The 13,380-nt window shown below is 46.2% G+C and carries 14 protein-coding genes, 2 tRNA genes and 1 other RNA gene; 14 read left to right on the top strand and 3 right to left on the bottom strand.

The genetic code is table 11. The features are described 5' to 3' along the window. Positions 1 to 89 precede the first annotated feature (89 nt). Both HW447_RS05950 and smpB read left to right on the top strand, forming a co-directional pair. Positions 90 to 257, top strand: coding sequence for a hypothetical protein (locus HW447_RS05950; protein WP_176254404.1), 168 nt, complete (start codon positions 90 to 92; stop codon positions 255 to 257). A gap of 212 nt (positions 258 to 469) precedes the next feature. Continuing rightward, a complete protein-coding gene (smpB, locus tag HW447_RS05955; RefSeq protein WP_176254405.1) occupies positions 470 to 934 on the top strand; it encodes an SsrA-binding protein SmpB in 465 nt (154 codons plus the stop codon). Positions 935 to 1,069: 135 nt separating this feature from the next. Here the strand turns inward: smpB and HW447_RS05960 are convergent. Further along, a tRNA-Glu gene (locus HW447_RS05960) sits at positions 1,070 to 1,141 on the bottom strand. 51 nt (positions 1,142 to 1,192) lie between these two features. Next, positions 1,193 to 1,264 (bottom strand) — tRNA-Glu (locus HW447_RS05965). Positions 1,265 to 2,265: 1,001 nt separating this feature from the next. On the opposite strand from HW447_RS05965, the gene HW447_RS05970 reads away from it, so the two are divergent. Both HW447_RS05970 and HW447_RS05975 read left to right on the top strand, forming a co-directional pair. Continuing rightward, positions 2,266 to 3,168, top strand: coding sequence for a DUF3658 domain-containing protein (locus HW447_RS05970; RefSeq protein WP_176254406.1), 903 nt, complete (start codon positions 2,266 to 2,268; stop codon positions 3,166 to 3,168). 189 nt (positions 3,169 to 3,357) lie between these two features. Further along, positions 3,358 to 3,630: an IS3 family transposase gene (locus HW447_RS05975; protein WP_176254407.1), complete on the top strand. Its 273-nt coding sequence runs from the start codon at positions 3,358 to 3,360 to the stop codon at positions 3,628 to 3,630. Positions 3,631 to 3,866: 236 nt separating this feature from the next. Here HW447_RS05975 and ssrA read toward each other — a convergent pair. After that, positions 3,867 to 4,206, bottom strand: a transfer-messenger RNA (tmRNA) gene (gene ssrA / locus HW447_RS05980). A gap of 276 nt (positions 4,207 to 4,482) precedes the next feature. On the opposite strand from ssrA, the gene pyrE reads away from it, so the two are divergent. The 10 genes from pyrE to HW447_RS06030 all read left to right on the top strand — a co-directional run bounded on the left by pyrE (position 4,483) and on the right by HW447_RS06030 (position 13,198). After that, complete coding sequence (pyrE, locus tag HW447_RS05985; protein ID WP_176254408.1) at positions 4,483 to 5,160, top strand: orotate phosphoribosyltransferase; 678 nt, start codon at positions 4,483 to 4,485, stop codon at positions 5,158 to 5,160. A gap of 49 nt (positions 5,161 to 5,209) precedes the next feature. After that, the gene (locus HW447_RS05990) at positions 5,210 to 5,359 is read left to right on the top strand and encodes a hypothetical protein (protein ID WP_176254409.1); all 150 of its coding nucleotides are present in this window, start codon (positions 5,210 to 5,212) and stop codon (positions 5,357 to 5,359) included. Between the two features lie 13 nt (positions 5,360 to 5,372). Then, positions 5,373 to 5,846, top strand: coding sequence for a VanZ family protein (locus HW447_RS05995; RefSeq protein ID WP_176254410.1), 474 nt, complete (start codon positions 5,373 to 5,375; stop codon positions 5,844 to 5,846). Further along, positions 5,843 to 6,166, top strand: coding sequence for a DUF6142 family protein (locus tag HW447_RS06000; protein ID WP_176254411.1), 324 nt, complete (start codon positions 5,843 to 5,845; stop codon positions 6,164 to 6,166). The genes HW447_RS05995 and HW447_RS06000 overlap by 4 nt, the downstream gene beginning before the upstream one ends. 70 nt (positions 6,167 to 6,236) lie before the next feature. Beyond that, positions 6,237 to 8,384, top strand: a complete 2,148-nt coding sequence (locus HW447_RS06005; RefSeq protein WP_176254412.1) for an aminopeptidase — start codon at positions 6,237 to 6,239, stop codon at positions 8,382 to 8,384. A 166-nt stretch (positions 8,385 to 8,550) separates the two neighbouring features. Beyond that, on the top strand, positions 8,551 to 9,063 hold the full coding sequence (purE, locus tag HW447_RS06010) for a 5-(carboxyamino)imidazole ribonucleotide mutase (protein WP_176254413.1): 513 nt from the start codon (positions 8,551 to 8,553) through the stop codon (positions 9,061 to 9,063). A gap of 46 nt (positions 9,064 to 9,109) precedes the next feature. After that, the gene (gene purM / locus HW447_RS06015) at positions 9,110 to 10,141 is read left to right on the top strand and encodes a phosphoribosylformylglycinamidine cyclo-ligase (protein ID WP_176254573.1); all 1,032 of its coding nucleotides are present in this window, start codon (positions 9,110 to 9,112) and stop codon (positions 10,139 to 10,141) included. Beyond that, on the top strand, positions 10,135 to 10,728 hold the full coding sequence (gene purN, locus HW447_RS06020) for a phosphoribosylglycinamide formyltransferase (protein WP_176254414.1): 594 nt from the start codon (positions 10,135 to 10,137) through the stop codon (positions 10,726 to 10,728). Before purM ends, purN begins: the two co-directional genes overlap by 7 nt. A gap of 151 nt (positions 10,729 to 10,879) precedes the next feature. Then, positions 10,880 to 12,154 (top strand): phosphoribosylamine--glycine ligase, encoded by a 1,275-nt coding sequence (purD, locus tag HW447_RS06025; protein ID WP_176254415.1) that lies wholly within the window; start codon positions 10,880 to 10,882, stop codon positions 12,152 to 12,154. A 510-nt stretch (positions 12,155 to 12,664) separates the two neighbouring features. Next, complete coding sequence (locus tag HW447_RS06030; protein ID WP_176254416.1) at positions 12,665 to 13,198, top strand: DUF6652 family protein; 534 nt, start codon at positions 12,665 to 12,667, stop codon at positions 13,196 to 13,198. The last annotated feature ends 182 nt before the right edge of the window (positions 13,199 to 13,380 follow it).

A 13,380-nucleotide genomic window follows, 5' to 3' on the forward strand; every position in this document is an offset into this window, starting at 1 on the left:
CAACGCTGTCGCCTAAAGCTTTCTGTAAGCGTGGCGGATCCCTGTGCAGATTTGACGGTATCCATTTCCCAAAAGTCCAATTCATCCGCATGAACTCCTTTGAAATCGGCGCAGGTACGCCCATTGAAGATCTTACGATTCTGTATTTGGGGCTGATTGGATTTCCGCTTTTTGAACTTCACTTTCCGTTTCAGATCTATATTCCGGCTGAGAAGGATTCCTTTGTCAATGTAGGAATAGAGGGGTGTCACGGATAGGCTGAGTTCTGGATGATTGGTCAGGATCATTAGGGAGATTGTCACTGCTCGATCAAAGTGAAAGAGTAAGTTCTGCTTGCCAAGTGAAGGGTAGAATTTAAATAAATAATTCAGGCGTTTCTGCAGCGGCTGCGTCTCTTCTTGACTGAAAAGACCTGCCTGTGGTATGATAGGGACATCTGCCGGAAAGACCAGTCAGAGGGAGGGACAAGGTGAAAGATCGGATCAAGCTGGTGGCTAATAACAAAAAAGCATACCATGATTATTTTATTGATGATAAATATGAAGCCGGAATTGAACTGTTCGGCACAGAAGTAAAGTCCATTCGTATAGGCAAATGCAGCGTAAAGGAAGCCTTTGTAAAGATTGAGAAAGGCCAGGTGTATATCTATGGTATGCATATCAGTCCTTACGAAAAGGGAAATATTTTCAATAAGGATCCGCTGCGGATCCGCCGTCTGCTTCTGCATAAATCGGAGATCATGAAGCTAAACGGCAAAATTGCAGAAAAAGGATATACGTTGATGCCTCTGCAGGTGTATTTTAAGGGAAGCCTTGTGAAGGTAGAGATCGGACTTGCCAGAGGAAAGAAACTCTATGACAAGAGAGCGGACATTGCAAAGAAGGATCAGCGCAGAGAGCTGGAGAAAGAATTTAAGGTCAGAAATCTGTATTAGAATGTGTGGAAACAGGCGGTTTCCTGGTAAAGGGTGCCTGTTTCTTTTTTTGACTATCGGCCTTTTTATTGGAGTGCAGAAAGGATGGCGGTGAGGTACAAAAAAACAAGCAGTAATTATACTGCTTGCTTTAAATGACCTGACCGGGAATCGAACCCGGGTTTACGCCGTGAGAGGGCGTCGTCTTGACCGCTTGACCATCAGGCCTTTTATAAATTGTAATGTGATTATTAAAGAAAAAACAAAATGTTTCTTCAATGACCTGACCGGGAATCGAACCCGGGTTTACGCCGTGAGAGGGCGTCGTCTTGACCGCTTGACCATCAGGCCTTTTTCAATTTGTTATCTGCTCATCGCTGAGAACTTGTATAGTCTATCATGAGCTTTTCAATTTGTCCAGCATTTTTTGTAAAAAAAATAAAGATGTTCAATTTGAAGCAAAATAAGTAAAAAATCAGATAATTCACAGCGCTTATAATCGGTATAAATGAAAAGACGATATCAGGTGCATTCCTGCGGCAGATCATTTCCAAGATGCAGCAATATCCGAACAGCGAAAAGACCGGTCGGGGAACCGGTCTTTTCAGGAGAAGGTATTTCGTTTCTTATGGGGTGTAGCAAAAACTATATAATGTATTGGGGGGTTACGTCTATTATAATAGCACAGATGATGAAATAAGTCTACACAAAAATTAGAAAATATGAAAAAAGATTTTATACAAAATCACGGAAAGAAAGTAAAAAAGGAGGAAACGGACGGATTTTTGCCAGGTACTCGTTTTAATATGTGTCTGTAAAAAGGAGGAGGCCGGCTGAAAGTCCTTCCAGCCGGCCGAGTATTATGAAAAAAAGTTTAATAGCATTAGCTCTTTGCAAAACTAAGTATAGGAAAAAATCGTGAAGAGAGTTTGATCAATCTGTAACAGAAATATGAACATAGTGTAAGAAGTTTGTGAATGATACAGGGAGTGCGGGAGGGATGCGTTGGCTCTGAGAATTTAATGGCTCGATAATCCGAGGGAGTTGCTGTCCAAATTTGGGAAGCGAACAGGCTGAAAATACAGCCGGTTGGTCAGGTGGATGAGGGAGGGGGATAAAAACGGAGATTTCAGAGGACTTAAAAAGGCTGTCAGACGGCAGGATAGTTAAAAAGAGGGGGTTCCCGTGAATCCATCAGTAAATGCTCATGTGCGATAAAGTTGCACAAAATTTTTATGGACAGCAGCCCTCACCATTCCAAGAATCAAGGGCAAATAAATAGTTTTTTAAGGGCTTATATGGTAAAATATAATTATAAACGAACTGATTCGGAATTTGCGGAGAAAGCAGATATGATTGAAGTATTATTTGGAGAAAGTGAAGCGGCCTCTATGAAAGCCGCAAAAAGTACGGTAGCAGTTGGTCATGTGAACGGGCCGACATCGGTGTGGATGGCAGAAAAAAAGACACCGCCAGATGAAACCTTTACTGGATGGGTGGAGGGAATGGCAGAAGAAGTAGTCTGCCTTGGTTTCATGCTGGATATTGGTAATATCAAAGAGCCTTTAGACAGTCAGTACCGGAACAATCTGATTTATTCCATGTACGCACAAAATACGTATGGTAAAAGTCAAGAAATGGATGAGGAATTGAAACTGACAGGGGAAGTTTATTTGAATGAATTATTGCGTTTGAAGAAATATCTGGAAGATGGCGAGACAATCCGGGTATGGTACAGCGATGCGCCGTATTCGATATGTGGTTTTTACAGTCTGTGCCGGATACTGCAAAACTATAAAAATGAGGTTCATATCGTAAAACTCCCGGAATCTGTGGTAAGAAAAACGAGTATTATTTCTTACAGAAACTGGGGAGAAGTTTCGCCGGAGGAATTTGCAGGATTCCTCTCCCATGAAAGGATGCTGACCAAAGAAGAAGAGAGGAAGTATGCGCTGCTTTGGATAGGATTGATTGAGGATAACAGTCCTCTCAGAGCAGTGATAAACGGGAGAGTTACCAGTGTTCCAGAAGATTTTTATGATTTTTTGATATGGAAAAGACTTACATATAAGCCCATCAAAGAGGCAAGATTGATAGGCGATATTCTTGGGTGTTTTCAGATAGGTATGGGGGACTGGTGGTTTGCAGGGCGAATCGAACATTTTATTCGGCAAGGTAAAATTAAAGTTTTGGAGGATTCCGAAAATAAATATGCGAGAGTGATCTGTTTAGCAGGTACTCTATCTGGTGGATAACTTGCAGTTTTATGGGAAAAGAACTTTTTATAGAAGAATTCAAAATGATGGTTGTTCAATATGTGCTGGAAGGCCATACCCGGAGAGAAACATCGGAGAAGTGTCTTGAAGAAGAAAAACTGCGGCTCCGTATGGAGAATGACTACCTAAAAAAATGAACGCCTTAATTCAAAAGCGGGAAAAATACAAATGCCCCATATTGTGACTGCCATTACAGAATTAAGGCGTAACTATAAACTGGCAGCCCTGCTGGAACTTTCCGGCATCCCCAGAAGCACTTATTACTATCATTGCAAAAAAGTGCAGTCTGGAGACAAATATAATCTTGAAAAAGCAGAAATCACAGCAATTTATAAGGAAAATCAGGGACGTTACGGATACCGCCGGATTTTAATGGAACTGCGTAACCGAGGATATGTTTTGAACCACAAAATGCTTGACCTTCTGGAAGGCAGTTTATAGAGATGTCTTATTTTGAGGACGATAAAAAGGGCCAGAGAAACCAGGCGTTTCCCCAGCCTTTATATTACTATCCGCTGTCTTTTGCCTGCCTGTGTGATATTTCGTGTGATACTTGCCTGGAAAACATTGGGGATATGGTGGGGGGTGGGGGCTTTACTGCTTTCTGTCCTTACATCCCCAAACCACGAAAAAACCGCCTAAACACTGGATTTTCCAGCATTTACGCGGTTTCTTTAAAGTGGAGCTGAGGGGAATCGAACCCCTGTCCGAAAATCAATTCCCTGTTCTTCTACTATCATAGTCTTTTATTTAACATTCCCTCCGCCGTCCGGGAAAAGACACTCTGACGGTTTTAGTAGCTTCATCATACGCCCGTATACTCAAAGCTTTGTATACGTCGTTTCCCACATAGTCGATGCCAGGCTCTTAAAGTGTGGGTGCCTTAAGTCTGACAGCTGCCATTAGGCAGCGTATGCTAATTCGTCGTTAGCGTTTATTTTTAATTTTGCCATTTAACCCATCGCATGGGGATAGCTTCACCAGCTGCATGACCCCCGTCGAAACCAGTACAACCCCGGATAACCAAGCTTGCATATCTGGTATGTCAACGAAACAATTCGCTTTTACCTATATTAGCAGGTTGAAGGGGGAATGTCAAGGCGTGTTGGAAAATCTCACACGGTACAGGCTGGAATATTTTTCCATTCTTATTTTTGCGATAGGTTTACTTGGGGATTTGTCCTGGGATTTATGTAATGGGTAGTTCACAAGACTGGAAAAATATGCTACAATCGGAGAGAATATCCCCAATTTAATTATTTTCCGAATTATTTTAAAGGAGGTTTTTTCATAATGGAACAGTATAAGCAGGAATTTATAGATTTTATGGTAGAGAGTAATGTGCTCAAATTTGGAGATTTTACCTTAAAGAGCGGACGCAAGTCCCCGTTTTTTATGAATGCGGGAGCCTATGTGACAGGAACGCAGCTTCGCAAGCTGGGCGAGTATTACGCAAAAGCCATTCATGATAATTTTGGTCTGGATTTTGACGTGCTGTTCGGACCGGCTTACAAGGGAATCCCACTGAGCGTGGCAACTACCATGGCGATCAGTGAGCTTTATGGAAAAGATATCCGTTACTGCTCCAACCGCAAGGAGGTAAAGGATCATGGAGATACGGGCATCCTGCTTGGAAGTCCCATTAAGGATGGTGATCGTGTGATGATTATTGAGGATGTTACCACCTCAGGAAAGTCCATCGAAGAAACGTTCCCGATCTTAAAGGCACAGGGCAGTGTGGAGGTTAAGGGCCTGATCGTATCCTTAAACCGCATGGAGCGGGGTAAGGGAACAAAGTGTGCTCTGGATGAGATCAAAGATCTGTACGGCTTTCCAACGGCTGCCATCGTTACCATGGCGGATGTGACCGAGTACCTGTACAATAAGGAGCGCGGCGGCAAAGTTGTCATTGATGATACATTAAAGGCTGCTATTGACGCATACTATGCAGAGTACGGCGCACAGGAATAACATCTTAAAAGCGCAGGCAGCCGCAGAACCCATGAAAGGCAGTAAAAATATGGAAAGAATATATAAGACCATGCGCAATACCGGCGCGGGATGCATTGCGGTAGGCATTATCATGGCAGTCACGGGACTGACTGTCGGCATTATTTCGATCGTAAATGGAGCGCTCTTATTAAAGCGCAAATCCGAGATCGAATTTTAACAGGCGGGGAAGGATGATCAGGCGTACCACCCCGCGGCAGAAGGCAGGATGGGTATTGTTTATACTTTATCTGTGCCTTCTGGCTTATTTTATGTTTTTTTCGGAATCCTTCGGCCGCACGGAGGCAGATCGGGAGTATGCTTATAACCTGGTTCTCTTTAAAGAGATCAGCCGCTACTTCCGTCATTATGATGTCCTTGGCTTTTCTCTGTTTATGATCAATATTGTTGGAAATATCGCTGCGTTTATCCCCTTTGGTTTTTTTCTGCCCATCATCAGCAGGCGAAGCCGGCTGTGGTATAATACTGTGATGTTTGGCTTTATCTGGAGTCTGACCTTAGAAACTCTGCAGCTGATCTTTAAGGTGGGAAGCTTTGATGTGGATGATATGTTTCTTAATACCCTGGGAGCTGCTGCCGGCTTTTATATCCACGGGGCAGCCCATTATATCCGTATTCTTATCCGGTACAGGAGGTGGAAACAGTGAGACAGGTGGGAAATAAAATATCCTATGTGAGAAATCCCTTTGCCAAGCGCAGCTTTATCTGTCTGGGACTGGGGATTTTAGCGCTGGGACTGGGCGCTTTCAGTCTGTATCTGTCTGTTCAGGGGGCTGGACAGGGGGGACCAAATACAGGCGCCTACGGCTTTTCCAGTATCGTGGCTGCTGCGGCAGGATTATGGTACGGGATTCTTTCATTTACAGAGGATGGCTGCAATTATATTCTGGCCAAGATCGGAATTGCCCTGGAAGGACTTATTATCCTCCTCTGGGTCATGATCATTTTGATCGGATTTGCAGGCTGAAACCAGGATAAATGTTACCGGGACTGGCCGCTCTGGCCAGTCCTTATCGTTTTTAAACAGGAGTTTTTGCATGGATTACAGAATATTATTACAGAAAGAGAATGAAGCCGTAAGGGAACGGCTGGACCTTTCCATGGAGCGAATCGCTTCGATTGAAAAAGAGGAGATCCGGCTGCCTTACGGCCCTTATTTTAAACGGATGGCCGGTTTTTTCGGCCTGATGTGTGAACTGTTGACTGCCAGGGGAATCTGGGAAGATGCACTTCCAAAACGCTGGAAGGCGCAGACACTGGAAGAGCTAGCCAGGTGGAATGAGCGGCTTTACGAGGATATCCTTCCAGAGCATTACAAAGAGAGCTTTGCAAACCCCGACTGGGCGGTTCGGTGCCTGGGAAAGGGGATGGGGCCTTTGCTGTCCTTCCTTTATACCGAGATCCGGGGCTGTATTGTGTATGCTTTTGAAATGAGACTGGAAAATATAACCATTTTGGCAGAGACCTTTTTGGAGGTTTATAACCTGTTTACCCAAGCCTGGGAAGAGGGAGAAGAAGCGCCCAGGGAACAGGCGGTAAGAGACGCGCTGTACTGGTATGTGAGCGATTATGCGGATCTTTACCTGCCCTGGCGGATCAGAGAGGGACTGGATCCGTCTCTGAACTTTGGAACAGAACTGATTATAAAGGAGGATCTGACTGATCTGCGGTATCTATATCAGTTTGGGGAATACATTTCTCCTTCGGAAATGAAGCTGGCTGCCTTTATGGCATCCCTGCCTGATGAGGTCATTGAGAAAATGGCAGCTACCTATACCGAGGGCTTCCGCCGTGGATTTAAGGTCATGGGGCGCGACCTGTCAAAAAAGAAAACCCTTGTGGTGGAGTACCAGTTAGGCTTTGAACGGATGATCCGCCGCGCCGTGGAGAATTTTCGGGAAATGGGCCTGGAGCCGGTATTTTACCGGGCGGCTGTGGAGTCCGTAAACCGCCTTTCAAACGGCAGACGCGGTTACTGCAGTTCTTCCCCAAACCGTCAGTATGAATACGACCACCGCTATGACAGCGCCCTTTATATGGGAAATGCCTTTAAGGAGCGGAGGCTGTCGATTTTAAAAACGGCTTATGAGACGTTTAAGGAGCAGGCATCCTGGTGCGCAGGCCCGGCCCTGGTGGAGACTTTTGGTGAGGAGGAGTTTCAGCCGGTGAATAAAAAGACGGCGTTTTCCTTAAACGACCATCAGCAGGAACTGACTCTTTCCTGTGCCACCGCTGCCAGGCAGATCATCAACCAATATATGCCTGGAGATGAGACCAGCTTTACCATGATCGCTTTCCCAAGACCGGAGATCGGGCCGATGTTTGAGGATATCTTTAAAGAGACCATCCGCATCAACACCCTGGATTATGAAACTTACCAGAAGATTCAGCAAACGCTGATAGATGCCCTAGACAGAGCGGAGTATGTAAGGGTCACTGGACGGGACGGGAACGAGACGGATATCCGGGTTCATCTGCACAATTTAGGCAATCCCTCCAGAGAGACCAACTTTGAAAACTGTGTTTCCGATGTCAATATCCCTTTGGGCGAGGTGTTTACCTCTCCGGTTTTGACGGGAACCAGCGGCCTTCTCCATGTGAAAAGGGTATATGTGGAGGGGTATCTTTTTAAGGATCTGCGGCTGCATTTTAAAGACGGCAGAGTTACGGATTTTTCCTGCGGAAATTTCATTTCACAGGAAAATGAGACAGGCACAGAGGAAAATGATCTCCGTCAGGGAAAGGATCTGGTAAAGCAGGTGATCATGCGGGGACACAGCTGGCTGCCGTTAGGAGAGTTTGCCATCGGTACCAATACCGCTGCTTATGCTATGGCCAAGAAGTATGGCATCGGAAACAGGCTGCCGATTCTGATCGCGGAAAAGACGGGACCTCATTTTGCGGTGGGAGATACCTGCTACCGATTTGCCGAGGATTCTCCTATGTATAATCCAGATGGAAAAGAGGTCATTGCCAGAGATAATGAGATTTCCATTTTGAGAAAAGAGAATATGGAGAAGGCGTATTTCAGCTGCCATACGGATATTACTATTCCTTATAATGAATTGGGAGATATTCTGGCAGTGGAAGCGGACAGCAGCCAGACAGCCCTTATACGGGCCGGCCGGTTCGTGCTGCCTGGAACGGAGGAATTAAATAAGGCCCTGGATTCAGAGGCACTGTAGAGAAGCATTTTGGGAGAAAAGAGGCCTGACGGAAAATTACCTGGACTTTAAGATTTCTATTGACGCCTGTGCGGTTTCCTAGTATTATAATTATAAGCAAAATTAAGATATGAAAAGCTATTTATAATTATAACTAATATTTATTATTAGAAAAGGAGATTGAAACATGGCAAAAGTAGGAATTGTAATGGGCAGTGACTCAGATATGCCGGTTATGGCAAAGGCAGCAGAGATCCTGGATAAGCTGGGAATTGATTATGAAATGACAATTATCTCCGCCCACAGAGAGCCGGACATCTTCTTTCAGTGGGCAAAAGGCGCAGAGGAAAAGGGCTTTAAGGTAATCATTGCAGGCGCCGGGAAGGCAGCCCATCTGCCTGGTATGTGTGCAGCCATCTTCCCTCTTCCTGTAATCGGCATCCCAATAAAAACCTCTGACCTGGGAGGTGTAGATTCCCTGTATTCCATCGTTCAGATGCCAAGCGGTATTCCTGTAGCAACCGTAGCAATCAACGGCGGCGCCAATGCAGGCATCCTAGCTGCAAAGATTCTTGCGGCTTCCGATCAGAAACTGCTTGAACGGCTTAAGGCATACTCTGAGAGCCTTAAGGAGGACGTGGTAAAGAAAGCGGAAAAATTAGACAGCTTAGGCTACAAAGAATATCTTGCGCAGATGTAATAGGACTTTGAAACCATACCACTAAAAACGGAGGATGAATACCATGATGGATTATAAAAAAGCCGGAGTAGATATCGAGGCGGGATACAAGTCCGTAGAACTGATGAAGGAGCACGTAAAAAAGACCATGCGCGCAGAGGTATTAGGCGGCCTGGGCGGCTTTTCCGGCGCTTTCTCACTGGCAAAGATCAAGGACATGGAGGAGCCGGTGCTGTTATCCGGCACCGACGGCTGCGGCACCAAGGTAAAGCTGGCCATTATCATGGACCGGCACGATACCATTGGTATTGATGCGGTGGCTATGTGCGTCAACGATATTGCCTGTGCCGGCGGCGAACCATTATTCTTTTTGGATTACATTGCCTGCGGAAAGAACTATCCTGAAAAGATTGCAGATATCGTAAAGGGAGTAGCGGAAGGCTGTCTGCAGTCTGAAGCGGCCCTGATCGGCGGCGAGACGGCAGAGCATCCGGGACTGATGCCGGAAGAGGACTATGATCTGGCTGGTTTTGCCGTAGGCGTCTGCGATCGGAAGGAAATGATTACTGGCGAAAGCCTGAAGGCAGGAGATGTGCTTATCGGTATGGCGTCCACTGGCGTACATTCCAATGGTTTCTCTCTGGTGCGCAGGGTATTTGAACAGGAAATGACAAAAGAGGGATTGGAAACCTACTATGACAGCCTGGGAAAGACACTGGGCGAGGCGCTTTTAGCGCCTACCAGAATCTATGTAAAGGCGTTAAAAAACATCAAGAAGGCCGGCGTCTCCATAAAAGCCTGCAGCCACATCACCGGCGGCGGTTTCTATGAAAACGTACCCCGTATGCTGAAAGACGGCGTCCGCGCCGTGATCCGAAAGGACAGCTATGAGGTGCCTGCTGTCTTTAAGCTGCTGGCAGAAAAAGGCGGGATTGCCGAGGAAATGATGTATAATACCTTTAATATGGGAATCGGTATGATCGTGGCAGCAGATCCTGCAGACGTGGATAAGACCATGGAGGCGATTCGGGCAGCCGGAGATACTCCCTATGTGATCGGCTCCATTGAAGAGGGAGAAAAGGGAGTGACCTTATGCTAAGAGTAGGCGTCATGGTATCCGGCGGCGGTACCAACCTTCAGGCAATCCTGGATGCAATTGACAGCAAAACGATCACAAATGCCAGAGTAGAAGTGGTGATCAGCAATAATCCGGGCGCTTACGCTCTGGAAAGGGCAAGGAACCACAGCATTGAGTCAGTATGTATGTCTCCCAGGGAGTATGAAAGCAGAGAGGCCTTTAATCAGGCTTTTCTTGCAAAGGTGGATGCGTACCGGCTGGATCTCATTGTGCTGGCAGGCTTTCTTGTTAAGATCCCTGAGGCTATGGTGGAGAAATATGAGCACCGGATCATCAATATCCATCCGTCCTTAATCCCGGCCTTCTGCGGCGTGGGCTACTATGGGCTTAAGGTTCATGAGGCCGCTTTGGCAAGAGGAGTAAAGGTTACGGGAGCTACGGTCCATTATGTAGACGGCGGTATGGATACGGGGCCGATCATTTTACAGAAGGCGGTAGAGGTGGAAAAGGGAGATACGCCCCAGACGCTTCAGAGAAGGGTAATGGAGCAGGCGGAGTGGGTAATTCTTCCAAAAGCGATTCAGATGATCGCTGATAAAGAAGCCTGATGAACGGGTGAAATTACAGATTGGATGTTAACAGGCGTTTATAGGCTTACACACATCCCGAAACAGGACAGCGCAGGAGACAGACCGGGGGAAGCCGCCGGTCTGTCTGCGTCCTGGCAAAATGATACAGGAGAGAAGGAGGAAAACACAGATGAAAATTCTGATCATAGGCGGCGGCGGAAGGGAGCACGCGATTACATGGAAACTGGCAAAGAGCCCGAAGGTAGAGAAAATTTACTGCGCTCCCGGCAATGCAGGAATTGCGGAGGTAGCAGAGTGCATCAACATCGGTGTGATGGAATTTGATAAACAGGTGTCGTTTGCAAAAGAACATGGGATCGATCTGACAGTCGTAGCTCCGGATGATCCTCTGGCAGCGGGAGCCGTAGATGCCTTTGAGGCAGCGGGATTGCGGGCGTTCGGCCCCAGAGCCAATGCAGCGATCCTGGAGGGATCCAAAGCATTTTCAAAGGATCTGATGAAAAAATACAACATTCCCACAGCCGCCTATGAAACCTTTACGGATCCGGATAAGGCCATCCAGTATCTTGAGACAGCCAAAATGCCCATTGTTTTAAAGGCAGATGGCCTCGCTCTGGGAAAGGGAGTTTTGATCTGCAACAGCCTAAAGGAGGCAAAGGACGGCGTCAGGACGCTGATGCTGGATAAACAGTTCGGTTCTGCGGGAGACGAGATTGTCATAGAAGAATTTATGACTGGCCGTGAGGTATCTGTACTATCCTTTGTAGATGGAAAGACCATCAAAATCATGACCTCCGCTCAGGATCACAAGCGGGCCAAAGACGGAGATAAAGGCTTAAATACCGGCGGAATGGGTACGTTCTCTCCAAGTCCCTTTTATACGCCTGAGGTGGATGCTTTCTGCAGAGAAAGGATCTATCAGCCTACGGTGGACGCAATGAGAGCAGAGGGAAGAGAGTTTAAGGGAATTATTTTCTTTGGACTCATGCTCACTGCTGACGGACCGAAGGTTCTGGAATACAACGCCCGTTTCGGCGATCCTGAGACGCAGGTAGTGCTGCCGAGGATGAAAAACGATCTGGCAGAGCTTTTTGAGGCCTGCATCGACGGAACCCTGGATCAGACAGAACTGGAATTTGAGGACAATGCAGCCGTATGTGTGGTTCTGGCTTCTGAGGGGTATCCAGAGCATTATGAGAAGGGATACCCAGTTTCGGGCCTGGAGAAATTTAAGGATGCAGACGGATATTATGTATTCCATGCGGGAACGAAATTTGATGAAAAGGGCCAGGTTGTCACAAACGGCGGCCGTGTACTGGGCGTTACTGCTGTGGGAAAAGATCTGAAGAAAGCGCGGGTTAACGCCTATCAGGCTGCGGAGTGGGTAGAGTTTGGGAATAAATATATGAGGAATGATATAGGGTATGCCATTGACGAGGCTTGATGCGCTGTGATGCTGCGGTTGATTTCCATTTCAAAATAAGAGAAACTGCTGGTATACAGTATCAGTGAAACGCAGTTTAAGAAGCCGGAATGAAAGTTCCGGCTCTTTGATATATATGCAGCGTACCATGATGACCATGTGAGGCTTATGATGTTTCCTCAGGCTGCAGAGGTCAAGACATATGTTCAGCTTTCAGTGATTGCAAAATGGGAAGGCTGTGGATAAAACTGCGGAAACTCAGATAAGAAAATGTTTCCAAATAAAAACAATTTATGATATAATAAAACACAAAGTCACACATATAAAAATGATTTTATCTGTAGAAGAGACCACATCCGCCATGGATGTGGGGATCGTTTTGCGGGCTTTTCATGCCCTGTGTCAGGCTGTCTTTACGGCGGCGCGGCGCAGGGCTTTTTTGATCATTGATAAGAGGAAATTTCAGATGGGTTTATGGCAGATCCATGAAAGGTCTAAATGGTTTTAAAAACCTGAAAGGGGGGAACAGATTTGAAAAAGTTGGCGAAGATTTTTCTGATGGGAATGTATCTGCACCTTGTTTTGAGTATCGCTGTCCCCATGGGGATGCTCTATTTTGGCGACAGTGGATGGAATACAGTGGTGATGGGACTTTTTGAGTTTTATCTGGCAATGGCGGTAATTGTACATATTGCCGGATGGGTTTGTGTTGCAGCTGCGGTTATGGCTTATTGCCGAAATGAAGCAGATAATCTAAGGAAAGGCTGGAAATGGCTGAAACTATGGAGTATCCCATTTTACATCCTTAATTTTCTTTACAGCTGTTTGGTCTGGTTTGTTTTGGTGGGGGCTTCCAGAGGGATGATGATTCTTCTTGTTCCGCTTCCGGTCATTTTCACCTGTATCCTGATTGTCCAGAGCGGTTGTGTGGGAATTTGCTATATCATGCTTCTGCGTAAAAAACATCAGAAATGTCCGTCGGGTATTCACTATGCACTGCAGTTTTTTCCAGTGATTGACATTTTCAGCACAATCCTTATTTTGAAAAAACAAGGGGATGAATAGGGGAATAAATTGGAATTTGGAGTAATACCGACAATGCCTATGTTCTTGCCGGGTGCGGCCTTCCCATGGTTATTGCTGTGGTGCTGGCGATTGTCAGCTGAGGGGAATGTCTGTAGCTGCTCTTGGCATGGTTTTGCTGGTTGCCGCCCCTCTCGCCATGCCCGTCCTGTTGAAAAAGCGGA

Origin of the sequence: Enterocloster alcoholdehydrogenati, from assembly GCF_013282095.1 — a bacterium.
GTDB lineage: Bacteria > Bacillota > Clostridia > Lachnospirales > Lachnospiraceae > Enterocloster > Enterocloster alcoholdehydrogenati.